20 protein-coding genes and 1 tRNA gene are annotated in these 24187 nt (G+C 68.1%); 8 read left to right on the plus strand and 13 right to left on the minus strand.

The window, feature by feature from the left end:
* Positions 1–98 precede the first annotated feature (98 nt).
* Positions 99–551 carry an SIMPL domain-containing protein gene (locus AWC18_RS12625; RefSeq protein WP_085138952.1) on the plus strand — a complete coding sequence of 151 codons (453 nt, stop codon included), beginning with the start codon at positions 99–101 and terminating at the stop codon, positions 549–551.
* Between the two features lie 282 nt (positions 552–833).
* Positions 834–1832 (plus strand): hypothetical protein, encoded by a 999-nt coding sequence (locus AWC18_RS12630; protein ID WP_085138953.1) that lies wholly within the window; start codon positions 834–836, stop codon positions 1830–1832.
* Positions 1833–1941: 109 nt separating this feature from the next.
* Here AWC18_RS12630 and AWC18_RS12635 read toward each other — a convergent pair whose 3' ends face one another.
* Positions 1942–2169: a DUF3618 domain-containing protein gene (locus tag AWC18_RS12635; RefSeq protein WP_064997790.1), complete on the minus strand. Its 228-nt coding sequence runs from the start codon at positions 2167–2169 to the stop codon at positions 1942–1944.
* A 93-nt stretch (positions 2170–2262) separates the two neighbouring features.
* On the opposite strand from AWC18_RS12635, the gene bcp reads away from it, so the two are divergent.
* The 3 genes from bcp to AWC18_RS12650 all read left to right on the plus strand — a co-directional run bounded on the left by bcp (position 2263) and on the right by AWC18_RS12650 (position 4426).
* Positions 2263–2736: a thioredoxin-dependent thiol peroxidase gene (gene bcp, locus AWC18_RS12640; RefSeq protein WP_085138977.1), complete on the plus strand. Its 474-nt coding sequence runs from the start codon at positions 2263–2265 to the stop codon at positions 2734–2736.
* Between the two features lie 35 nt (positions 2737–2771).
* Positions 2772–3245, plus strand: a complete 474-nt coding sequence (locus AWC18_RS12645; protein WP_085138954.1) for a VOC family protein — start codon at positions 2772–2774, stop codon at positions 3243–3245.
* A 143-nt stretch (positions 3246–3388) separates the two neighbouring features.
* Positions 3389–4426 (plus strand): FAD/NAD(P)-binding protein, encoded by a 1038-nt coding sequence (locus AWC18_RS12650; RefSeq protein WP_085138955.1) that lies wholly within the window; start codon positions 3389–3391, stop codon positions 4424–4426.
* Between the two features lie 2 nt (positions 4427–4428).
* Here the strand turns inward: AWC18_RS12650 and AWC18_RS12655 are convergent, their stop codons facing one another.
* From AWC18_RS12655 to AWC18_RS12675, 5 genes are all read right to left on the minus strand, one after another.
* Complete coding sequence (locus AWC18_RS12655) at positions 4429–5373, minus strand: LysR family transcriptional regulator (protein WP_085138956.1); 945 nt, start codon at positions 5371–5373, stop codon at positions 4429–4431.
* 40 nt (positions 5374–5413) lie between these two features.
* The gene (locus AWC18_RS12660) at positions 5414–6820 is read right to left on the minus strand and encodes a dipeptidase (RefSeq protein WP_085138957.1); all 1407 of its coding nucleotides are present in this window, start codon (positions 6818–6820) and stop codon (positions 5414–5416) included.
* Complete coding sequence (acpS, locus tag AWC18_RS12665; protein WP_064997785.1) at positions 6817–7209, minus strand: holo-ACP synthase AcpS; 393 nt, start codon at positions 7207–7209, stop codon at positions 6817–6819. The genes AWC18_RS12660 and acpS overlap by 4 nt, the downstream gene beginning before the upstream one ends.
* A 27-nt stretch (positions 7210–7236) precedes the next feature.
* Positions 7237–16470: a type I polyketide synthase gene (locus tag AWC18_RS12670; protein ID WP_085138958.1), complete on the minus strand. Its 9234-nt coding sequence runs from the start codon at positions 16468–16470 to the stop codon at positions 7237–7239.
* 425 nt (positions 16471–16895) lie between these two features.
* On the minus strand, positions 16896–17618 hold the full coding sequence (locus tag AWC18_RS12675) for a DUF1906 domain-containing protein (RefSeq protein WP_109470349.1): 723 nt from the start codon (positions 17616–17618) through the stop codon (positions 16896–16898).
* Positions 17619–17736: 118 nt separating this feature from the next.
* Between AWC18_RS12675 and AWC18_RS12680 the strand changes: the two genes are divergently transcribed.
* A complete protein-coding gene (locus AWC18_RS12680) occupies positions 17737–18993 on the plus strand; it encodes an MFS transporter (protein ID WP_085138959.1) in 1257 nt (418 codons plus the stop codon).
* Positions 18994–18996: 3 nt separating this feature from the next.
* Here the strand turns inward: AWC18_RS12680 and AWC18_RS12685 are convergent, their stop codons facing one another.
* The gene (locus AWC18_RS12685) at positions 18997–19368 is read right to left on the minus strand and encodes a DUF732 domain-containing protein (RefSeq protein ID WP_082961075.1); all 372 of its coding nucleotides are present in this window, start codon (positions 19366–19368) and stop codon (positions 18997–18999) included.
* 173 nt (positions 19369–19541) lie between these two features.
* Positions 19542–19627: transfer RNA gene (locus tag AWC18_RS12690), tRNA-Leu, on the minus strand.
* Positions 19628–19710: 83 nt separating this feature from the next.
* Between AWC18_RS12690 and AWC18_RS12695 the strand changes: the two genes are divergently transcribed.
* Positions 19711–20082 carry a hypothetical protein gene (locus tag AWC18_RS12695; RefSeq protein WP_109470348.1) on the plus strand — a complete coding sequence of 124 codons (372 nt, stop codon included), beginning with the start codon at positions 19711–19713 and terminating at the stop codon, positions 20080–20082.
* Positions 20079–20420: a DUF3817 domain-containing protein gene (locus AWC18_RS12700; RefSeq protein ID WP_064997781.1), complete on the plus strand. Its 342-nt coding sequence runs from the start codon at positions 20079–20081 to the stop codon at positions 20418–20420. The genes AWC18_RS12695 and AWC18_RS12700 overlap by 4 nt, the downstream gene beginning before the upstream one ends.
* A gap of 14 nt (positions 20421–20434) precedes the next feature.
* Here the strand turns inward: AWC18_RS12700 and rdgB are convergent, their stop codons facing one another.
* The 5 genes from rdgB to AWC18_RS12725 all read right to left on the minus strand — a co-directional run bounded on the left by rdgB (position 20435) and on the right by AWC18_RS12725 (position 24187).
* Positions 20435–21055 (minus strand): RdgB/HAM1 family non-canonical purine NTP pyrophosphatase, encoded by a 621-nt coding sequence (gene rdgB, locus AWC18_RS12705; protein WP_234784445.1) that lies wholly within the window; start codon positions 21053–21055, stop codon positions 20435–20437.
* Positions 21052–21831 (minus strand): ribonuclease PH, encoded by a 780-nt coding sequence (gene rph / locus AWC18_RS12710; RefSeq protein WP_064997779.1) that lies wholly within the window; start codon positions 21829–21831, stop codon positions 21052–21054. The genes rdgB and rph overlap by 4 nt, the downstream gene beginning before the upstream one ends.
* Positions 21832–21867: 36 nt before the next feature.
* On the minus strand, positions 21868–22644 hold the full coding sequence (locus AWC18_RS12715; RefSeq protein WP_085138960.1) for a cyclic nucleotide-degrading phosphodiesterase: 777 nt from the start codon (positions 22642–22644) through the stop codon (positions 21868–21870).
* An 80-nt stretch (positions 22645–22724) separates the two neighbouring features.
* Positions 22725–23531 (minus strand): glutamate racemase, encoded by an 807-nt coding sequence (gene murI, locus AWC18_RS12720; RefSeq protein ID WP_085138961.1) that lies wholly within the window; start codon positions 23529–23531, stop codon positions 22725–22727.
* Positions 23528–24187: a rhomboid family intramembrane serine protease gene (locus tag AWC18_RS12725; RefSeq protein ID WP_064997776.1), complete on the minus strand. Its 660-nt coding sequence runs from the start codon at positions 24185–24187 to the stop codon at positions 23528–23530. Before AWC18_RS12725 ends, murI begins: the two co-directional genes overlap by 4 nt.

Genomic DNA, 24187 nt, shown 5'->3' on the forward strand with positions numbered 1-24187 from the left:
ACACGGCACAATAACCACGACCACGTGGCCTACTTTTCACCGTCGCTTCTGGCCTAGTTTTCGACCGTCGTCAACACACGTGGTGGTCGGCCGAGCAATTGCGCACCTGGTCGGACCGGCCGTGGAACCGGGACGGCTTACTGCTCCCCTTGGTCCACCATGCCCGCGTTGGCGTGGAGGTGAAGTTTCGCGACTTCGCTGCGTTGTCGGCGTGGGTGGGGCAGAACATTGCCAACCTTGAAGGCTTCGACCTTGAGGGCGTGAAATGGGCTTTAACCGCCTCCCGCCGCGAGACGCTATTCGCTAAGGCCCAGGTCAGGGCAGTGCAGGATGCCACCAGCCGGGCGCAGCGCTACGCCGACGCACTCGCACTGGGACAGGTACGTCCCGTATCGATCGCCGATGCAGGCATGCTCGAGGCCGATCGTCGCCCGACCCGGGAATCCCCCGCCGGCGCGAGCTCTTCGGGGGGTGCAGATGTGGAATTGGTACCCAATCACATCAAGTTGTCGGCCGCGGTCGACGCGCGCTTCGTTGCCGAACGGCGGTAGCGCTGCGGCAATCGAGGGGTGAACCGCCGGCGGGCCCGGACGTTCCACTTCGTGCAGGCGGGGGTCCCGTCGGAATGGCGGCCCAACTACTCGGAGGCAATGATCCGCGAGTTGCCCGGGCGTCCTCAGCCGACCCGCCCGAACCGCCGGTTTCACCCCGCTCTTGACCGATGTGCACCTACTTAGGGTAGGTTTGCCTACAGATCAAGGTTTTTATCAGATTCGCAGCGTTCTGCTCCCTTTCTCTAGGGCGCAGCACAGACAAACCTCGAAGGAGTCCCCGTGGAGCTGGCGCTACATCCCGAACCGACCAAGCGCACCCGTCGCGCAACCAGGCTGACGGCAGCCGGAATCGCATTGGCGGGCGCCGGCCTGGTGGCTGTTCACCCCGTAACACCGGACCTGCAAGAGGTGCGGCACCAAGCCGTGCAGCTGACCGCGGGTTTCGATGACTTCTTCGGCTGGTCTTCGGTGTTCGAGCGGACGGCGGAGAACCTCCAGGCTCTGTTCGAGAACGCCAACGTCTTCGACGTGGTCGGCCAGGTCGCCAGTAACTGGGGCGATTACGGTCAGCTGATCATCGGGATGGAGGACGTTCCCCTGGATGCCCGCCCCGGCATGGCGCCGCGGTTCGTCACCTCGGGTTTTGCGGGCGTCGGTGAGGCGCTCGAGAAGATGATCTTCGGCGTCGAAGGTCAAGACGTGAAGTACCCGGGCCTTGAGGAGCTGCTGGAGCGCATGGGCGAGGCCCTCGCCAACGGCAACCCCTTCGAGGCGTTCAACGAACTCAACATCTGGACGCTGTACGGCATTGAGAACATCGGCAAGTCCTTAGCACCGGTGCTGTCCATCCCCGCCCGCGAGGCGGAGAACTTCTCCAGCCTGATCAACGAATTCATCGGCCCCCTGGACGCGTGGGCCTTCATCAAGTCGCTCAGCGAGACGGCGATGGCGCCGATGATCGGCGTCATCTACCAGCTGACCGAGACCATCACCGAGGTCCTCGGCGGCGACTTCAACGCACTGCTGAGCTTCCCGGCGGACCTGGTGAACACCGTGATCAACGGCTACATCGTCCCGGAGACGGAAGACGTGTTCGTGGGCCTGATCAACGAGGGCAGCATCTTCGACCTGCTCTTCGACGACTGGCCGGCACGCGCGGCCGAGGCACTCACGGTGGGCACCGCGGATCTGCCGGTCAACGCCGTGGAGATCCTGCCCGCCGACGCCGGTGTCGACCTGTTCGACTTCGACGCTCTGCTGGGAGTCTTCGGTCTGTAGGCTTCGCGCCCTGTAGAACGCAGTCAGCGGCTGGGACGGAACACCCGTAAGGGCTTCTGTCCCAGCCGCTGTCACTTTTCGGCCGAGGCCGCAGTGCGCTAGAGCAACCTCAGCGGTTGCGGATCCGGCGAATCGTCAGAATGACAATCAATCCGCCGACGCCGGCCAGCGACGCGATCACCGCGGGCCGGGTGACAATTTCGACCGCCCGAGCCTTGGCGCGGTCGGCCAACCGACGGGGGTTGGCCCGGTCGGCGAGAATATCGACCGTCGACGCCAGCTGCTCACGAGCCTGATCGATGTCCTTCTTGATCGCGTCGGGATCGCGTTCCGCCACTGTCGTCCTCCCTATCCGATGCTGCCGCTGTCGCACTACCCTAGAGCAGGCCGGGGTCGGCCTCACGCTCCGGCGACCAGAAAGGGGCAGTTGTTGACCGACACCGCACGCTTGGCACCCGGCGATGAAGCGCCCGCGTTCAGCCTTCCCGACGCCGACGGTAACACCGTGTCACTGGCCGACTACCGGGGACGACGGGCCGTCGTCTACTTCTACCCGGCCGCCTCAACACCCGGTTGCACCAAGCAGGCCTGCGACTTCCGGGACAATCTGCGCGACTTCAACGACGCGGGCCTCGACGTCGTCGGCATCTCCCCCGACAAGCCCGCCAAACTGGCCAAGTTCCGCGACGCCGAGGGATTGACCTTCCCGCTGCTGTCCGACCCCGACAAGACGGTGTTGGCGGCTTGGGGTGCCTACGGCGAGAAGAAGATGTACGGCAAGACGGTGCAGGGCGTCATTCGCTCGACGTTCGTCGTCGACGAGCAGGGCAAGATCGCCGAGGCCCAGTACAACGTCCGGGCTACCGGGCATGTCGCGAAGCTGCGGCGCGACCTGTCAATCTGACCCAGACCTCGCTGTCCGACCGGAAAGGAGCAGACATGCCAGCCATCCGGACTAGCTTGTGGTTCGACACTCAGGCGCTGGAAGCCGCCGAGTTCTACGTATCGGTCTTTTCCAATTCGAAGGTCACCGACATCTCTTACTGGGGTGCGGAGAATCCCGAGCGCGACGGCAGCCCGCTCGAGGTGTTGTTCGAGCTCGACGGGCGCCAGTTCTCCGCGATCAACGGCGGACCGAACGTCACGTTCGACCAGGCCATCTCGCTCCAGGTCTACTGCGCCGATCAGGCCGAGATCGACCACTACTGGGACGCGTTGAGCGCCGGCGGCGAGGAAGTCCAGTGCGGCTGGCTCACCGACCGCTACGGACTGTCCTGGCAGATCGTTCCGCAACGGTTGGCCGAGTTGATGACCGATCCAGATCCCGAGCGCGTGTTACGGACTAAACAGGCCATGTTCACGATGGTCAAACTCGACATCGCCGCGCTGGAGGCCGCAGCCGATGGGCGCTGACCACAGCTCACAACCAAAGCTTGTGGCCTGACAAGAACAACCCCACTAGTCAAGGACTGTCGGCGGGCGCAGCATTGTGGCAGGCGGTCGGGATTCCGATCGAACGACCAACGAGACGCGATACTCCGTCGAAAGGCAGCGAGATGGCTGGTTACAGCTGGGCAGTGATCGGAGCAGGACCCGCAGGTATCGCCGCGGTGGGGCGACTGCTCGACCACGGCGTCGCCGAGAACGAGATCGTCTGGATCGATCCCGACTTCGCCGCCGGCGACCTCGGCACCAAATGGCGCGCGGTCCCGGGCAACACCCACGTGTCGCTGTTCCTCGACTATTTGAACGGTTCACCGTCTTTTCGCTTCTCCGAAGCGCCGCACTTTGAGTTGACTGACGTCGACCCCGGTCAGACCTGTCCGCTCGGCCTCGTCGCCGATCCGCTGGTGTGGGTCTCCCAGCACCTGGCCCAACGGGTCACGGCCATTCGTGCGGTCGCGACAGAACTCACCCTGCGCAACCGCCGCTGGTTGGTGAGCACCCGAGACACCGAGATCGACGCGAAGAACGTGATTCTGGCCGTCGGTTCGGTCCCCAAGACTCTTCAGCATCCTCACCTGGAGGAGATCCCCATCGAGGTGGCTCTGAACCCGGACAAGCTCGCACAGCTGGCATTGGATGACGCCACCGTGGCCGTCTTCGGCTCATCTCACTCATCCATGGTGGCACTGCCCAACCTGCTGAGCACCCGCGTCCGCAAAGTCGTCAACTTCTACCGGAGCCCCACCAAGTACGCTGTCTACCTGGGTGATCAGATTCTGTTCGACGACACTGGCCTGAAGGGCAATGCGGCCACCTGGGCCCGCGAGAACATCGACGGGACCTACCCGGAGCGTCTGGAACGGTGCCGGGTCGGTGACAAGGAGTTCGCCGAGCAGCTCCAAGCCTGTAGCCACGCGGTCTACACCGTCGGGTTCACTCGCCGGCAGCTCCCCGCGACCCCGCAGTGGGGGGAGCTGGAATACGACCCGGTGAACGGGATCCTTGCTCCAGGACTGTTCGGGGTGGGGATTGCGTTCCCCGAGTACGGGATCGACTCCTTCGGGTCGGGGCAGTACCGGATCGGTCTGATCAAGTTCATGCAGCGGCTCAACAGCGCACTGCCCCTGTGGCTGCAGTACGGCACCTAGCGTCAGCGCGACGGGCCGGCGCCGCCGATGTGGTTCAACAGGTCTCGGACCGCACCGGCCGGCGGCGTGCGCCCGCCCGTCCAGATCGCCCTGAGATCGCGGTGCAGGTCCAATTCCGGCACGTCGACGCTGCGAAGCCGACCGACCGCAAGGTCGTCGGCGACCGCCAACCTGCTCATCACCGCCGGCCCGGCCCCGGCCAGTACCGCACCGCGCACGGCGACCGATGAAGACAGTTCCAGTGCCGGACGCGCCTGTTCGACATCCTGACCCAGGACAGCCCGCAACGCCGACGTCAACGAGTCACGGGTTCCCGAGCCCTGTTCCCGCACAACCAGCGGGGTCTGGCTGAGTTCCGCGGCGGTCACGCCTTTGGAGCGACGCACCCATTTGTGGTCCGGTGGCACGATCACCACGAGGTCGTCGTGCGCGACGACACGGCTTCGAATGCCGGTCAGCGCCCCCGGGCTCTCGATGAAGCCCAGGTCCGCCGATCCGCCTCGCACAGCGGCAATGACCTGCTCGCTGTTGGTGGCGGTCAGAATGACCTCCGGCGCCTCGCGGCCGGTTCGCGTCGCGGCCGTCTGCAACGAAACGATCCAGCGGGGCATCAGCTGTTCGGCGATGGTCAGACTCGCGACCACCTTCATCTTCTTGAGGCTGGCGGTTCGCAATGAGGCCAGCCCGGCGTCGACGTGACCGGCCACCTCCAGCAGCTGATCTGCCCACTCAGTCACGACCGCCCCCGCAGGCGTCAACTGCGAACCACGCGCGCTGCGGATCACAAGTCGCACACCGGTTTGGGCCTCCATCGCCGACAGACGTGCCGAGACCGCCTGCTGTGTCAGTCCCAGTTCCCGCCCGGCAGCACCGAGGCTGCCGGTTCTGGCTATCGCCACCAACATCTCGAATGCCGGCAGATCGGGCATGCGGGGGCTGAGCGCCATGCCCCCATGCAATCACAAGTGCCCGTTGTGGGCCGGTCGATCACGGATCGGGCTGATCGCCCAGTTTCTCCAGGAGCAGCGCTTCGGCGGTTGCGGCGCGTTCGAGCACCCCCAGGTGCAGGCTCTCGTTGATGCTGTGCGCCTGGGTGCCGGGATCCTCCACGCCGGTGACCAAGATGGTCGCCTGCGGGTAGGCGGCGGCGAACTCGGCGATGAACGGGATGGATCCCCCCATCCCCATGTCGATGGGCTCGACGCCCCAGGCCTGAACGAAGGCGGCTCGGGCGGCGTCGTAGACCGGGCCGGTGGCGTCGATGGCGTAGGGCTGCCCGACGTCGCCCGGCGTGACGGTCACGTGCGCTCCCCAGGGCGCATGCTGCTGCAGGTGGGTGGCGAGCGCCTCCAGGTGGGCGGCGGCGTCACCGCCGGGGGCCACCCGCATGCTGACCTTGGCGCGCGCCCGCGGAATCAGCGTGTTCGACGATGCCGCAATACTTGTGGTGTCGATTCCGATGACCGTGATCGCCGGTTTGGCCCACATCCGCTGTGGCACCGAACCGGAGCCGATCTCGGCCACCCCGTCCAGCAGCCCGGTGTCGGCGCGTACCCGTTCGGGCGGGTAATCGACCGGGGCCGCGGTGCCTTCGTGAAGGCCGGCGACCGCGACGTTGCCCTCGTCATCGTGCAGGCTGGCCAGCAGCCGCACCAGGACGGTCAGTGCGTCGGGCACCACCCCGCCCCACAACCCCGAGTGCAGACCGTGGTCCAGCGTCGCGACTTCCACCACGCAGTCGGCCAGCCCCCGCAGCGACACCGTCAGTGAGGGGATGTCGGTGCTCCAGTTGTCGGAGTCGGCGATCACGATCACGTCAGCGCTCAGCGCTTCGCGGTGCGCGGCAAGCAGTGCGCCCAGCGACGGCGACCCGGATTCCTCCTCGCCTTCGACGAAGACCGTCACACCGACCGGCGGACGGCCACCGTGAGCCCGGAATGCTGCCAGATGTGTTGCGATGCCAGCTTTGTCGTCGGCGGTGCCGCGACCGTAGAGACGCCCGTCGCGCTCGGTGGGCTCAAACGGCGGTGAATCCCACTGGCCCACGTCGCCTTCGGGCTGAACGTCGTGGTGGGCATACAGCAGCACGGTCGGAGCACCCGGCGGTGGCGGATAGTGCGCGATGACTGCCGGGGCACCGCCCTCGGCGACGATCTGCACCTGCGGGAATCCGGCCTGGCTCAGCAGGTCTGCAACCCGCTGGGCGCTGCGGTGCACTTCGCCGCGTCGTGCCGGGTCGGCCCATACCGACTCGATGCGCACCAGGTCCTCGAGGTCAGCCCGCACCGAGGGCAGGATGTCGCGGACTCGCTGGATCACTTCCCCGTCGCGAGCAGACGCGAGGGCCCCCTCTGACGCGCCATTTTGGGGGCTTTGGTGTCTGCTCGGCGTCAAGTGATCTCCAGGATGGCGACGGCTGCGGCGGTGTCGGCCTCATGGGTCAGCGACACGTGGATCGTCACCTCGGCCAGATGCTGCGCAATCTCACCGGAAAGCCGCACCTTGGGGCGCCCCCACATGTCGGTGACCACCTCGATGTCGCGGTGAATCGCTTCCGGCAACACCGGTTTCTGCGCGAACCGCGACCCCGACCACGCCTTGATCACCGCCTCCTTGGCCGCCCAGCGGGCGGCCAGGTGCCGCGCCGCCGACGAACTCTTGTCGGAGGCGTCGCGACGCTCCCCGGGGGTGAACGTCTCGGCGAATACCGTCCCGGGTTGGTCGACCTGCTCGGCGAAGTCGGGAATCGACACCAGGTCGATCCCGACACCCACGATGCTCACGCGTCCAAACCTACAGACCGCAGGCGCTCAGCCGATGTAGACGTCGCCGTCGCCGAGCCGTGCCGCCGGGTTGAGCAGCATGGCCGACTCTTGACGCTTCTCCGAGGTGTCGTGGTCGAACCGCCGGTCGGCGGGCCGCTCGTACATCGGCTTGCCGCCGGCGATCGCCGAGGCCAGGCGACGCTGACCGGCCAGCACCCGGGCGTTCGCCTGCTCCTCGTACGCCGCACGCTGAGCCGGGTCCAGCGCCGCCAGGAACGCCGCCGGGTGCACCAGGGCGACCAGGCCGGACACGTGACCGAAGCCGAGGCTGGTGACCAAACCGGCCTTGAGCGGGAACTTCTCCCCCAGCTCCAGCGTCTCGCGCACCCATACCAGGTGCCCGGCGGTGGCCAGCTCGTCGTCGACACAGTCCAGGCTGCGGTTGGGCGGGATGACCCCGTCGCGCAGCGCCTGGCACAGGCCCATCAACTGGAAGACCGCCGCGCCGCCCTTGGCGTGCCCGGTCAGGCTCTTCTGGCTGATCACGAACAGCGGCGCACCCGGGGAGCGGCCCAGCGAGTCGGCCAGCCGCTCGTGCAGCTCGGTCTCGTTGGGGTCGTTGGCCAACGTCGAGGTGTCGTGCTTGGAAACGACCGCGATGTCGTCGGCGCCCACGCCCAGCTTGGCCAGTGAACGAGCCAGCATCGAGTCCTTACCGCCCCGGCCCGCGCCCAGGGCGCCCAGGCCCGGAGCCGGGATCGAGGTGTGCACGCCGTCGGCGAAGCTCTGCGCGTAAGCCACCACCGCCAGGACCGGCAGGCCCATCTTGGCGGCCAGGTCGCCGCGGGCCAGCAGAATGGTGCCACCGCCCTGCGCCTCGACGAAGCCCAGCCGGCGCCGGTCGTTGGCGCGGGAGAACTTCGAGTCGCTGATTCCCTTGGCGCGCATCATCTCGGTGTCGGCGGTGGCCGCCATGTCACCGAAGCCGATGATGGCCTCCAGGGTCAGGTCGTCGTACCCGCCGGTGACCACCAGCTCCGCCTTGCCCAGTCGGATCTTGTCGACGCCCTCTTCAACCGAGACCGCCGCGGTGGCACAGGCGGCCACCGGGTGGATCATCGCGCCGTAGGACCCGACGTAGCTCTGGACCACGTGCGCGGCAACGACGTTGGGCAGAACTTCCTGCAGGATGTCGTTCGGCTTGGCCCGTCCGAGCAGGTTGCCGTGGTACATGGTCTGCATCGAGGTCATGCCGCCCATGCCGGTGCCCTGAGTGCTGGCCACCAGCGACGGGTGCACCCAGCGCATCAGCTCGGTCGGGGTGAAGCCCGCCGACAGGAACGCATCGACGGTCGCGATGATGTTCCACAGCGCCACCCGGTCGATGGAGGTGGCCATGTCCTGGCTGATCCCCCACACCGTCGGGTCGAAACCGGTCGGGATCTGAGCGCCCACGGTGCGCGACAGCTTGCTCTTGCGCGGCACCCGAATTTCGGTGCCGGCCTTGCGGATCACCTGCCAGTCGGAGGAGTCCGGCACCGGGCGGACCACGGTGTGCTCGGGGTCGAATTCCACGAATGCGCGTGCGTCGGCCTCGCTGGAGACCACGAACGAGAAGTCCTTGTCCAGGAACACACTGACCAGCAGCGGTGAGGCGTGGTCGGGGTCGATCGCGCCGTCGTCGACGAATTCGCGAATGCCCACTCGCTCCACCACCGCGTCGTGGTAGCGCTCCACCAGCTCCGCTTCGTCGACCAGCTCACCGGTCGCGGTGTCATACCAGCCGGGGGTCGGGTCGTCCTCCCACTTGACCAGGCCGGTGGTCCACGCCAGCTCGAGCACCCCGGCGGCCGACAACTCGCCGGCGACCTCCATCTCGAAGCGGGTGCGCGACGAGCCCAGCGGGCCCAGTTCGGCGCCACCGACGATCACCACCAGGTCGGCCAGGTCGACGTCGATGTCGGCCCACTCAGGGGCGGGCGCCGCAGTGTGGCCGCGCGGCGGGCTCGGCAGTGCCGCAATGGTATTGCCCAACTCGGCATCGTCCTCGGCTGCCGCCTCGCTCGTCATCTCCTCACGAGCCCGGGCGGCCAGCTCGGCCATGTCCAGGTTCGCCTCGGCCAGACCACCGGTCAGGTCAGCCTCGATCGGGGCGTTGGCCGCGGCCACCTTGGACTCGACGCTGCACAGCTCCAGCAGCATGGCCGCCATCTGCTCGGTGGAGTAGGTGGTGACACCCGCTTCCTCGACCGCGTCGACGATGACGTCGTTGTGGCCCATCAGGCCGGTGCCACGAGTCCAGCCGATCAGGGCGTGGGCCAGGCTGACCCGAGAAGCCCACGAAGACTCGGCCTTCCAGCGCGCCACCAAAGCGTCCAGCGACGCCTTGGCCTCGCCGTAGGCACCGTCACCGCCGAACATGCCGCGGTTGGGCGAGCCGGGCAGCACCACGTGCAGCCGGGAGGCGATGTCGCGCTCGGCGCCGATCTTCGACAGGCCGCCGATGAGACGCTGGACCGCCCACAGCAGGACCTTCATCTCCATCTCGGCGCGCGCACCGGCCTCCGACAGGTCACCGGTGACCCGCGGCGCCGCGAACGGGAACAGCAGCGTCGGGGTCTGGGCGTCCTTGAGGTGAATCGACTGCGGCCCCAGGCTTTCGGTCTGCTCGGTGCCGACCCACTCGACCAGTGCGTCGATGTCGGAGTAGGACGCCATGTTGGCGGGCACCACCCACAGCGCAGCACCGAACCGAGCGTGGTCCCGGTAAAGGTTGCGGTAGAAGCTCAGCCGCTCATCGTCGAGTCGCGACGTGGTGGCGATGACGGTCGCACCGCCGTCGAGCAGCTGTCCCACCACCGAGGCGGCGATCGAGCCCTTGGAGGCACCGGTCACCACGGCCACCTCGTCGCTGTAGCGGCCCCGTCCCGGGTTCTCCGCACCGGCGGCGATCCGGGCGTACAGCGAGGCGTGGATCTGCCGGCCCGATGCCAGCGATCGGGCCTGCCACCAGGACGCCTGGGTGGCGACCACGTGACCGGCACCCTCGAAACGCTCCGCGAGGCGCTGCCAGTCGGCGTCGATGTCACCCTCGTCGAGCAGCCACAGCTTGACCAGGTCCTCGCGGGCACTGGCCCACCGGTCGTCGAACAGCACCGCTTTACGGCCGTCGAACGACGGCGCCACCAGACGCGGCCAGTCCGAACCCAATTCGGCAGTCACCAGGTCGATCAGCTCGCTGTCGGTGGCTCCCGCCGGGGCACTCACGGCGTCATCGAAGCCGAGTTGACCCAGCACCAGCCGGGCGGCAGAGGCGAGCACACCGTCGCGGCCGGTGATCTGGGCGGTGAACTCGCCCAGCGCGGCGGCATCCACCGTCGCACCGCCGCCGCCGCCTGCCGACGGCAGACTGACTGCGACACCGCGTCGTGCCGCGACGGCCTGCACGGCGGCATCGATGACCTTGTCGACGGCCGCGGCGTCGGCCAGTGCGCCCTCGTGCAAGCCGCCCAGGGCGCCGCCCCGGACACTGGTGCCCTCGCGGGTCCCCAGCGCCACCTCGACGGTGACGTGCTTGGCCCAGCCATCACCGAGTTCCCAGGTCTTCTTCACCCGTTCGGCGATGGCACCAGGCCGCTTACCCGAGGGCCCCAGGACGGTGCGGAGCTGGTCGTTGATCGCATCGGTCAACACCGGGCCGTAGGGCTTGTAGGTACGGGCCAGCTTGGTCACCTGCGACTTCAGCCCGGCCAGGTCCGCTTCGGCGGCCCCGTCGATGGCGCCCAGGTTCAGCTCCGAACCCAGGTCGACCAGCAGTTGGTTCCGCCGCGAGGACGCACCGTCGGTGATGGACTCGATGGAGTCCAGCGCCTCGATCTGGTCGATGCGCATCTTGGCGCTCAGTGCGATCAGCGCGCAGGTGGCGTCGGCGGCGTCGAACGCGATGTCGTCGGGGCGGGGACCACCCGACGGAGCGGCGGGCGCGGCGGGCGCCGGGGCGGCCGCCTCGGCCGGGGCGTCCTCCGCGGATGCCTCGACCGGAGCCTCGTCCTCCTCCGGCTCCGGCTCGGGGTCGGTGTCGGTGGCGAACAGCACCGCGGCGTCGCGCTCGCAGTTGAGCACCTCCACGGTGCTGTGGGCGTACTCGGGCAACTTGAGCGTGTTGGTGGCCAGTCCGGCGACCGTCGGGGCGGTCTTCACCCCGATCTCGACGAACCGCTCCACACCCAGGCCGCCGGCGGCCTCCTCGATGAACAGCAGGTCCTGGGTCTCGATCCAGCGCACCGGGCTGGCGAACTGCCAGGCCAGCAGCTCGATGACGATCTTGCGGCACAACTCGGCGGGCTTTTCGTTACGCCAGGTGTCGTAGTCGGCCAGGACCTCATCGAGCGGCTCGGCCGGCACCAGATCGCGAATCTCCTGGATGAACTCCCGGTCCAGGGTGAACGGCTTGGGCACCAGGTTCGGGATGTAGCGCCCGACAATCAGGGCCGGGTCCTGATCGCGCGGCATGACCCGCTCCAGCGAACGCCGGAAGTCATCGACGCCGATCCGCAGCACCTCTGAGTGGAACGGCACGTCGATGCCGGGCACCAGGATGAACGAGCGCTTGCCGCCGGTGATCTCGCGGCGGCGCTCGACCTCGGCCTCCAACGCCTCCAGACCGGCTACCGTGCCGGCGATCGCGTACTGCGAGCCGCGCAGGTTGAAGTTGACGATCTGCAGGAATTCCCCGGTGCGCTCGGCGATCTCGGCGACGAACGTGGTGACGTCGGCGTCGTCGAGGTCGATCTGCGACGGCCGGATGGCGGCCAGCCGGTAGTTGGACCGTCCCAGGGCGTCTCGCGGCACGATGTCGTGCATCTTCGAGCCGCGATGGAACACCACCTCCAGCAGGGCTTCGAGCTCGTAGACACCGCTGACGCAGGCCAGTGCGGTGTACTCACCCACCGAGTGACCGCAGGCGATCGCGCCCTCGACGAACGCGCCCTGCTCGCGCATCTCGGCGACCTGCGCGGCCGCCACGGTGGCCATCGCCACCTGGGTGAACTGCGTCAGGTACAGCACGCCGTCGGGGTGCTGGTAGTGCACGCCGGAGGCGATCAGGCTGGTCGGGTTGTCACGCACCACGTGCAGCACCGAGAAGCCCAGGGTTTCGCGGGTGAACTTGTCCGCGGAGTCCCACACCTTGCGAGCTGCCTTGGACCGGGCACGGACCTCCATGCCCATGCCCTTGTGCTGAATTCCCTGGCCCGGGAACGCATAGACGGTCTTAGGGGCGGCCAGCCGGGCGGTCGCCGACATCACCAGGTCAGAGCCGATCCGGGCGCTGATCTCCAAAACTTCTGCGCCCAGGTCGATTCCGACCCGGTCCACGCGGAAGTCGACGTCGTCGCCGGGCTTGACCATGCCCAGGAAGCGCGCGGTCCAGCCCAGCAATCGCGCCGGCGGGCGGGCCTGGCCGTCGGTGGCGGTCACCACATGCTGGGCCGCGGCCGAAAGCCACATGCCGTGCACGATGGGCGATTCCAGGCCGGCCAGCAGGGCGGCGGCCCGGTCGGTGTGGATCGGGTTGTAGTCACCGGAGACGGCGGCGAACGGTCGCATGTCCACCGGCGCAGTCACGGTGACGTCACGCCGGCGACGGCGCGGGGTGTCGGTGGCGTTGTCGGAGACCGCGCCGCCGGCCCGAACCGGGTCGGTCAGTTCCGCGGCGCCTGTGCGCCCGCGGATCGCGAAGCGCTCCTCAAGGGTGGCCAGCACGGTGCCGTCGGCCGCCGCCACCGTGACCGACACCGGGACAACGCGGCCGACCTCGGTGTCGGTGGCCGCCGAAGCCGTTGCGGTGACGGTCAATTCGGCCGGTTGCGCCGGCAACGCGGCGAGCAGCTGCGCCGCGTGGTCTAAGTGCACCAGCGACAGCAGACCCTCGACAACCGGGAACCCGGTGTCGGTGGTGGCCGAGCCGATGGCGGCGAAAACCGCCGGCCAGCACCGGCCGACCAGAGCGTCGGGCACGGTGGACAGCCCGGGCGCCAACGGCGCACCGAACGTGGCGGTCACTCCGGTGTGGTCGGCGACCTGCTCGGGGTTCCACTGCACGGTGACGGTGGCCGTGCCGTCGTGCACCGGCGGCAGGGCTTCGGGGCCGTCGACACCGGCGGCGATCGCCAGCACCGCGCGCATCGCGGCTGCGGCGTCGTCGGTGGACACCAGCGGGGCGGCGCCGTCGGCGACGGCTGCCGGCACGGTGAAGCGAATGTTGATCCACACCCCGGACAGCGGCACGCTCAGCACCACGTTGTCCTCCGAGGCGACTTCCAGGCGGGCGCCGGTCGACGGGTGGGTGGCGGTGCGGTTCTCGTGCACCTGCCACTCTTCGGGAGCGGCGATGCGGTGCACCGGGTTGGTCGCGGTGCGACCGGCCCACAACACGTCGGGGGCGTCGAGCAGCACGGCCAGCGGGCCGGTGACATCGGTGCGGCCCCGGCGGCGCGCGCTGACCGGGCTGGGTTCCACGCCGGTGGCCAGCACCTGGTCGACGGCCGCCTGTTCGAAACGGTCCAGCAGCTCGCCGACCGGCTCGTCGACCCGGGTGATGCCGGCCACGGCGGCGATGCCCGGAATGATGCAGACCTGCTCGGCGGTGTAGCGGGCGTCGTGCGCCTGCCACAGCGAGTCGCTGCGCCACCAACGGCGGACGTCCTTGTCGATCACGGGCACGAAGTTGACCGGCTTACCGGGCGTCTTGCAGAGCTGGGTGAAGAACGGTGCGTCGGCCGGGTGCAGGCGAACTGTCTCGGCCTCCGGGTAGCGAGCCAGCAGCGCCGCGATCGCCTCGTCCGGACGCTCCAGGATCGCGGCTTCCGAATCGGGGAACAGCGTCTCGATCGGTCCGGACTCGAGCTCGTTGAGTCGCGCCTCGGCGCGCTGCAGCATCGAAGCGAACCGCTCCCGCCAGGTGTCGGCCAGCCACGGACTGTCCGGCGAGGCGGTGTCTGCGGTCGAGTCGCCCTCGCCGATGGCCAGTTCCACATAGCGGCGCAGCCATTGCGCGTATGTCATGTCGGTGACATCGCCGAAGTAGGGCTTGGCGGTTAGGGCCAGCGCGGCGATGATCTCGTCGCGCCGCGCTGCCACAGCCTCGCCGTCACCGGCGACTTCGTCGAGCAGCCGGCCGCACCGCGAGGCGACGTTGTCGATCTCGTGGATGTCGGCACCGAGCTGGCTGCGCGAAGAAGCCATGCCGCCCTGCGCTTTTCCGGCACCGATCCACTGGTCGGTGCCCACAGTGTCGACCAGCATCTGCTTGACCGCCGGCGACGTGGTGGCCTCCAGGGTGGCCATCGCCGCGGTACCGACCAGGATGCCGTCCACGGGCATCAGCGGGAAGCCGTGCTGCTGCGACCACCGGCCGGACAGATATTCGGCGGCCTGCTCGGGGGTGCCGATCCCACCGCCGACGCAGAGCGTGATGTTGGGCTGCGAGCGCAGCTCGGAGTATGTCGCCAGCAGAAGGTCGTCGAGGTCTTCCCAGGAGTGGTGCCCACCGGCGCGGCCACCCTCGACATGCACGATCACCGGGGTGGTCGGTACCTCGGCTGCGATCCGGATCACCGACCGAATCTGCTCAACGGTGCCGGGCTTGAACACCACGTGGCTGATGCCGGACTCGTTGAGCTCGGCGATGAGCTCGACGGCCTCCTCCAGCTCGGGGATGCCGGCACTGATCACCAGCCCGTCGAACGGCGCACCGGACTGACGGGCCTTCTGCACCAACCGCTTCCCGCCGACCTGCAACTTCCACAGGTAGGGGTCCAGGAACAGCGAGTTGAACTGGACGGTACGTCCCGGCTCCAGCAGCGTCGTGAGCTCGGCGACCCGGTCGTTGAAGATTTCCTCGGTGACCTGACCGCCACCGGCCAGCTCGGACCAGTGCCCGGCGTTGGCGGCCGCGGCGACGATCTTGGCGTCGACGGTGGTCGGGGTCATGCCGGCCAGCAGGATCGGTGAGCGTCCCGTCAGCCGGGTGAACTTGGTGTCGAGCTTGACCCGGCCGTCGGGCAGCGTGACCACCGACGGGGCGTAGCTCGTCCAGGGCCGGGCAACCTCGGGGACGGCGCCGATGGTGAACAGGTTGCGCTGCCCACCGCGGGTGGCCACCGGCACGATGCCGATTCCCAGGCCGCGGATCACCGGTGCGGTCAGCCGGGTCAGGATGTCGCCGGGTCCCAGGTCCAGAATCCAGCGGGCACCCGCCTCGTGCAGCGTGGTGACCTCGTCGACCCAGTCGACCTCGCGGACCAGGATGGCGTCGGCCAGCTGGCGGGTTAACGCAACTCCGTCGGCGTCAAAACCGATCTGGGCGGCCCACTTCGCGACGATCTCGCTGCCGTCGGACAACCGCGGCGAGTGGAAGCCGACCTCGACCTGAACCGGTTCGAAGACCGGAGCGAAGACCGCGCCGCCGCGCAGCTTGTTCTTGCGCTCGGCGGCCTCCTTCTCGGCGATCTGTTCGCAGTACAGCTCGAATCGGGACAGCTGCTCGGGGGTGCCGGTGATCACCACGGCGCGGCGACCGTTGCGGATGGACAGCACCGGCGGAAGCACCGTGCGCACGTCCTGGGAGAACTCGTCCAGCAGTTGCCGGATGCGCTCCGGGTCGACGTTGGTGACCGACACCATGGGCGGACGATCGCCCAGGACCGCTATGCCGCGACGACGGGCCACCAGCGTTCCGGCGGCGCCCACCAGCTGGGCGATCGCCAGCAGCTGCACGTCGTTGGCACCACCGGCCTTGAGCGACTCGACGGCCAGGATGCCCTGGGAGTGCCCGGCCGCGGCGACCGGCGGCGTGGCCGCCAGGTCCAGGCCTTGACGCTCGAGCGCCCGCATTGCGGCGATCTGAGTCAGCAGCACGCCCGGCACCGACACGGCCGCAGACGTCAGCTGCTTCTCCGACGGGATCGGGTCCTCGGCCGCCAGGGCCCGCACCCATTGCAACGGCTCGAAACCGATGGGCCGGACGACGACGAGTTCCTTGGCGACGGGCTCGAGCAGCAGTGCAGCCTCACCGGCCAGCGTGGCCAGCTCCGTCTCGATGCCGGCTGATGACACCAGCTCCTCGAGTGACTCCAGCCAGGCGCTGCCCTGTCCACCGAAGGCCACCGCGTACGGCTCGCCGCCCGTCAACCGATCCACCAGAGCGGACGAGGCACTGGGGTATCGCCCCGAGCCTGCACCGTCCGCGGAAACCCGGTCGTGTTCGTGGATCGTCACGTTATGTATCTCCCCTGCCCTGGTTAACGTCGCGTCGTCATCGACGCCCGCCGGGAAAGCCGGCCCCACTGCGGGCTCTCGCGTGTTCGCGGCCGCGCTTCAGCTGTAAGAGTGTCATAAGAACCTGTGCCGTTTCCGCAGCAAATTGGTTACTGATGAGTTCTACGCTCGGGTAACCCAGCCCCCGATATCACGCGGCTCGACGGCGGTTGTAACGATCCGGGACAAACGTCCTGCATGCGTGGGGTTACGGTCGAGTAGCCACAACGGCGCAGATCAAGGCTGCATTGTTATCTAATCGTTATGTTTGAATCAGCGAGGCCAACTGGCGTCGGCGGCGCCTGACGCTCCTAACCTCGGAGCCCGCGCCCTCGGCGGCCCGATCCGGGGGCTAGTTTGCTGGTCAAACGCCGGACACGAACCGGTCAGGCCCACTGGCCGAACTGCGGCGCGAGGATCTCGTTAATGTCGACTCCCACGCCGCCGACGGTGCGCCTGTCGATCTCCACCTGATGCAGATTGGCCACCGGATGGGCCACACCGCCGGGTGAGCCGAAGTTGTGTTGCCAGAAGTACGCGCCCAGACCGTCCTGCAGCGCCCACTCGATGGTCTTGGAGTTGGCGTAGACGCCGGTGCGTTCCGGCCCGATCACCGACTGCCATCCCCGCAGGTAGGGAGCTACCTGCTCGGTGTACTGCTCGTAGGACGGATTGTCGTCGATAGAGGCGTAGATCGGAGCATGGTCCGGGCCGCCGGCCGCCGTGTGCAGCTGTGCACCACGCGTGGCGTGCTGCACACCGGAGTCGTGACCACCCAGCCAGTCTGCGGTCGCCTGCTTTCCGAACTGGTAGCAGGAGACGATCGTCAGCCCGTTTTCCTGCAGGTCACGCGCCTCCGCCAACTGAATCGGCTTGCCGAGCATCCACTCGGCACCCGGCCGGCGGTCCGACACATAGCGGATGGCTCCCGCCGCGCCGGCCGCCTTGATCGCCTCGGCCGACAGCACGCCGGCGGAATAGTCCAGCAGAACGCCCAGCGGCGCCGCCTCCACGGCCGCGGCGAGCAGTCCCGAGACCCCGCCGCCGAGACCGACGCCCGCGGGCACCGCCGCGGCGAGTTTGAACACGTCACGCCGTGACATCACCACAGGACACAGGGTAGGACAGGGCCCGGCACGGTTTTGGCCGGTCACCGGCGGATGTCGCGGCGAAATGGTGTGCGACCATAACCGGTGTCCTGCAAGAGACAGACAAGGTAGGCCCCAATTGCGTCCCTGGATCGTGTGGGGCACCGGCCTGCTGTCCTATCTGGTGGCCGTGCTGGACCGGACCACCTTCGGGGTATCGGGCCTCGACGCCGCTGAGCGCTTCCATGCCGGACCCAGCACCCTGTCGTCATTCGTGATCGTGCAGTTGATCGTCTATGCGGCCATGCAGATTCCGGCCGGAGTGCTGTTGGACCGCTTCGGGCCCCGGGTGATGATCACCACCGGCGGCCTAGTGCTCGCCGCCGCCCAACTCACCCTGTCGCTGACCCATTCGCTGCCCACCGCGGTCGGCGCGTACGGGGTCGTCGGCCTGGGCGACTCGTTCATCTTCATCTCGGTCATCCGGCTGCTGCCCAATTGGTTTGCACCCGAGCGTGTTCCGCTGCTCACCCAGCTGACCGGCATCTGCGGCCAGTTCGGCCAGTTCCTCTCGGCGGTGCCGTTCCTGGCAATTCTGCTGCACGGCGGCTGGACGGCCGCCTACCTCTCGGCGGCGGGGTTCGGTGTGTTCGCGGCGACCCTGACACTGGCCGTCACACACGACGCTCCGCCCGGGACGCCGGCCGCTGTGCACGCGCGCAGCTTTCGGGACGCGTTCGGTGAGATCAAGACGGTCTGGTCACGGCCGGGGACCAAGGCGGGTTTCTTCACCCACATGGGCAACGCGTTCTCCCCCGGCGTGTTCGCAATGATGTGGGGAGTGCCCTACCTGACCACCGCCCAAGGCCTTTCGCGCGGCATGGCGGGCGCGGCGCTGACCCTGTCAGTGCTGCCCTTCATCGTCGTGGGACTGCTGGTCGGAACCATCTCAGGGCGCTGGCCCCAACACCGCTCACGTGTGGCATTGACCATGATGACGCTGATCGCATTGACCTGGACGGTGCTGCTGGCACTACCGGACCCCGCGCCGCACTGGCTGTTGGTGACGCTGATCCTGGTGATCTCGGCGGGTCAGCCGGTGTCGATGCTGGCCTTTGACTTCGCCCGCACCTACAACCCGCCGGCCGCATTGGGCACCGCGCAGGGCATGGTCAACACCGGCGGTTTCATCGCCACCCTGCTCGTCATGCAGGCGATGGGGATGGCCATCGCCATGACCGGCGGCTATTCCTTCGCGGCGTTCCGCCTGGCCTGGACTATCCAGTACCTCGTCTGGGCGGTGGCCGCCGTCGGCGTGGTGATCTACGCGCGGCAGGCACGAGACTCCGAAACGTTCGGCGAAACGCCCATCCCGGTGTCCGTGCCCGAGCACTGACGATCAGCGCCCCGGTACCCGGGAATATGGATCCGGCAACTGCGGACAGTAGGCGTGCCGAGACGCGTTGATGAGGGCGTGCGCGTGGTTGGGCGGTATTCCCAGATGCGCGATGACTGAGGCCGGCGCCAGCCGGGGCGAATCGCTGAGCGCCCCGCAGACCGCGTGGCCCTCCTGCACCAACAGACTGCGCAGTGACTCGCACTTGTCGTTGCCGCAGATCTGCTTGTCGTAGTCGGGGTTCAGCCCCTCGTGCTGCAGCTCATCGAAGAACACCTGATCCTCGTCGGGCTGCGCTGCTGCGACCGGCATCGGCGCCAGAACTGCGGCACCGACCATCGCCACGCTGAACACGCCGTTCACCCACGTCGTCATCGCTCTGCACCAATCCCCGGACGACTGCCCCGCCCATTCTGACACCGGCAGGAGCGCCGCAGGGGCGAAGTCGGACAGTCGGTGAAATCGGGCTTGACCGTCGAGTGTCCAACAACTCGCCCGGCAGCCGTCCACATGGAGCAGGCCCACTGGGGCGCGTCATGGCTTCGATCTGGTGCGGGCGGAGGGACTCGAACCCTCACGCTCTTCGAGCAATGGCACCTAAAGCCATCATGTCTGCCAATTCCATCACGCCCGCAGGGCGACTCAGTCTAGCTTTCCGGCAACTCACCAAGACGAAGGCCTGAGGGCATTCCGTACCGGGCGCGGTACCGTCAAGGGGTGTCCACTACACGGCGTCGGAGACCCGCACTGGTTGTGCTGGTGATCGTTGCCACCAGCGCGTGCCTGGGGCTGGGCTGGTGGCAGTGGACCCGATTCCAAGAGGTCAACGGCACCTTCCAGAATCTGGGCTATGCGCTGCAATGGCCGCTGTTCGCCTGGTTCTGTGTGTACGCCTACCGCAAGTTCGTCCGCTACGAAGAAGAGCCGCCGGAGCTGCACCCCGAAGACACAGTGACCGAGATACCGGCTGGACTGCTGCCGGAGCGCCCGGCGCCCGCCGCCCCGCCCGACGACCCCGCGATGCGGGAGTACAACGCCTACCTGGCCGAGCTCTCCGAGAACGCCCGACAGAACAGGAACACCGCATGACCGAGTCCCCCGCCCAGGCCGCTCCCGCCGAGAAGATCCGCAGCGCGTTGTTGCCCTACCGGGTGATGGCGTGGGCAACGGGTATCTGGCTGATCGCCCTGTGCTACGAGATCGTGGTCCGCTACGTGATCAAGGTGGACAACCCGCCGACCTGGATCGCCATTGTGCACGGCTGGGTGTACTTCGCCTACCTGTTGGCCGCTTTCAACCTGGCGATCAAGGTCCGCTGGCCGCTCGGCAAGACCGTCGGGGTACTGCTGTCCGGCACCATTCCCCTGCTCGGGATCATCGTCGAGCATTTCCAGACCCGAAACATCAAGGCCCAGTTCAACATCTGAGGGCCCGCGGGCGGTTACGCCAGCGAACGCAGCGCCGGCAGCAGTAACTCCAGCGCGCGACCGCGGTGGGATTGGGCATCCTTTTCCGCCGGGCTCAACTGTGCTGCGGTGCGGTCAGCACCTGCCGGGACGAAAACCGGGTCGTAGCCGAACCCGCCGTCGCCGTGTGGTTCCCGAGCGATGCTGCCCGCCCATTCGCCGCGCACCACCACCTCGTGCTCGGCGCCATCGCCCCAAACCAGCGCACACGCGGACACGAAGGCCGCGCCGCGCCGCTCGTCGGGCACGTCGTGCAGCTGCGCCAGCAACAGCGCGGTGTTGGCTGCGTCGTCGCCGTGGCTGCCCGACCAGCGCGCCGACAACACCCCCGGCATACCGTTGAGCGCCGCGACGGTCAGACCGGAGTCATCTGCGACGCAGGGCAAGCCGGTTGCCGCGTAGCCGTCTCGCGCTTTGGCCAGGGCGTTCTCCTCGAACGTCGCCGCGGTTTCCGGCGCTTCGGGATACGGCGGTACGTCGTTGAGCGAAACCAGCTGCACGCCAGAGACTCCCGCGTGCTCCAGGACCCGGCTCAGCTCGGCCAGCTTCTTGCGGTTGCGGCTGGCCACCAACAGTTGTGTCACCGGCGCGGTCAGCTGCCGAACGCCTTCTTCGGCGCCGGCCCCTCCGGCAGCACTCCCGGATACGGCAGCGCCAGCGCTTCGCGCTGCACCACGAACAGCTTCTCGCAGGCGGCCAGCGCCGCGTCGAGCATCTTGTCCAGGGTCGAGCGCGGGAACGTCGCACCCTCGCCGGTGCCCTGGATCTCCACCAGCGTCCCGGTGTCGGTGGCGACCACGTTCATGTCGACTTCGGCGCGCGAGTCCTCCTCGTAGGGAAGGTCGACGCGCACGCGGCCGTCGACCACGCCGACGCTCACCGCGGAGATCGCGCACGACAGCGGGCGTGGGTCAGACAGTTTGCCGGCAGCCGCCAAGTAGGTGACCGCATCGGCCAGCGCCACATACGCGCCGGTGATCGCCGCGGTGCGGGTACCGCCGTCGGCCTGCAGTACGTCGCAGTCGATCGCGATGGTGTTCTCCCCCAGCGCGGCCAGGTCGATGCAGGCACGCAGGGAACGACCCACCAGCCGGCTGATCTCCTGGGTGCGCCCGCCGACTTTGCCCTTGACCGATTCGCGGTCCGAGCGGGTGTGCGTAGCCGAGGGCAGCATGGCGTACTCGGCCGTCAGCCAGCCGCGACCCGAGCCCTTCCGCCAGCGCGGAACGCCCTCGGTGACGCTGGCCGTGCACATCACCCGGGTGTTGCCGAATTCGACCAGAACCGATCCGGCCGGGTTGGTCGTGAAACCGCGGGTGATGACGACCGGGCGCAACTCGTGGTCGAGGCGGCCGTCTTCTCGTGTGGACACGCGGATAACCCTAGCCGGGAGCCATGAAGCGCCGCTTCAGGACCGCTTGATGTCGAACGACTCGTCGCACACCACCGCGTGCACCGGACCGTCGAACTCCGCCTTGGCCTCCCCGATCACGTCCTCACGCGACGTCCAGGGCGGGATATGCGTCAGCAGCAGTTGTCCGACTCCCGCGGCCGCGGCGATGCGCCCGGCCTCGGTGCCCGACAGGTGCAGGTTCGGTGGGCGGTTCGCCGCATGAGTCCACGACGCCTCGCACAGAAACACGTCGGCGCCGCGCGCCAACTCGATCACCGCATCGCAGTAGCCGGTGTCGGCGCTGTAGACCAGCGTCGCGCCGGTCGGATCGCTGATCCGCATCCCGTACGACTCGGTCGGATGCGACACCAGCCCGGGCTGCACCCGCAGCGCCCCGAACGTGACCGCCTCACCGTCCACCCAGGAACGGACGTCGAAGATGTCGGTGATGTCGTCGATCTCGCCGCCGTAGGGCGACGACGCCGCACCCATCCGCGACCAGGTGTCGCTGGGCCCGTAGAGCAGACCCTTGTCGAACGGCTTGACGGCCACCGACGGGTGGTAGCGGCGCCAGACGAACAGTCCCGGCAGATCCAGGCAGTGGTCGGCATGCAAGTGCGACAACAACACGTGCACCGCCCCCGGATCGACATGGCGTTGCAGGGCGCCGAGAACCCCACCGCCGAAGTCGATTGCCAGCGGCGGCGAGTCCGGCGCCTGCAACAGGTATCCCGATGCCGGCGAGTCCGGACCCACCACACTGCCGGAGCAGCCCAGCACGGTCAGTCGCACGTTCCCTACTGTGCCATGTTCACCGCGAGCATGACGAAGACACCGTCGCTTTGCTCACTATTCGTCATCGAAATCACGCGCTAGGGCAACGGGGCATGACGTTGGACGGATCCGACACCGGTGATAGCGGGGCCCAGAAATCGGGTAGCCAGTTCAGCGAACGCGTCCGGATCGCCGGTCGCCTCGAAGACCCGCGTTGCCGGGGCGGCCTCATGCGGGCGCAGCAAGTCGCGCTCGGTGAGAACCCGCAACAGGTCCTTGGCGGTCTCCTCGGCGCTGGACACCAACGTCACCTGCTCACCCATCGCAAGCTGGATCAATCCGGACAAGAGCGGGTAATGCGTGCAGCCCAACACCAGGGTGTCGACCCCGGCGCGTTGCAGCGGCTCCAGGTAACCCTCGGCCAGTCCCAACACCTGCCGGCCACTGGTGATCCCCCGCTCGACAAAGTCCACAAACCGCGGGCAGGCCACCGCGGTGATCTCGGTGTCACGGGCCGCAGCGAACGCGTCCTGGTAGGCGTGACTGGCGATGGTCGCCTGCGTTCCGATCACCCCGATGCGGCCGTTGCGGGTGGTTGCTACCGCCCGGCGCACCGCCGGCAGGATCACCTCGACGACCGGCACGTCGTAGCGTTCGCGCGCGTCGCGCAGGCACGCCGCCGACGCGGTGTTGCAGGCGATCACCAACGCCTTGATGCCCCGCGCGACCAGATCGTCCCCCACGGCCAGGGCGTGCGCGCGGACCTCGGGGATGGTCAGCGGACCGTAGGGGCCGTTGGCGGTGTCGCCGACGTAGATGATGTCCTCGTCGGGCAACTGGTCGATGATCGACCGGGCCACGGTCAGCCCACCCACGCCGGAGTCGAAGATTCCGATCGGGCTCACGCGGCCGCCCCCCGCCGACGTCTCCGGGCCTTACGTTGCGGGCTCGCGAGCCAGTAGGCGGCCAGCACCCCGGCGAGCGCCCCGCACAGGTGCCCCTGCCAGGACACCCCGCCGCAGACGTTGAGCACCGGCACCGCTCCCCACAGAATTCCGCCGTAGAGGAACAACACCACGGCCCCGACCAGGATCTGCCAGAACTGGCGGGTGAACCACCCGAACACCACCAGGAAGGCCAGCCACCCGAAGATCAGGCCGGAGGCACCGATGTGGTCCGTCGGTCCGCACGACGACCCGACGTTGCCGATCAGCCACGTGCCCAGCCCGCCGACAATCCACACAATGGCGGTCGCCAGCACAAACCGCGACAGCCCGGTCAACGTCAACAGGAAACCCAGCACCAGCGCGGGACCGGTGTTGGCCAACAGATGCGCCCAGTTCGCGTGCAGCAGTGGCGCGAACAGCACTCCCCAGAGGCCGTCGGCCTCCAGTGGCCGGATGCCGTTGCGGTCAAACCGGTGACCGCCGACCTGATCCACCGCCTCGATCAGGTAGAGCAGCCCGACGAACGCGAGGATGGTGGCCCCGCCGGTGCGCCAGACGGACTTCTCCTCGGGCTGTGGCGCCGATGCTGTCCCCCCGCGGGAAGTCACGCCCAT

It is taken from the genome of Mycolicibacter nonchromogenicus, assembly GCF_002101775.1.
In the GTDB taxonomy this organism is placed as follows: Bacteria; Actinomycetota; Actinomycetes; order Mycobacteriales; family Mycobacteriaceae; genus Mycobacterium; species Mycobacterium nonchromogenicum.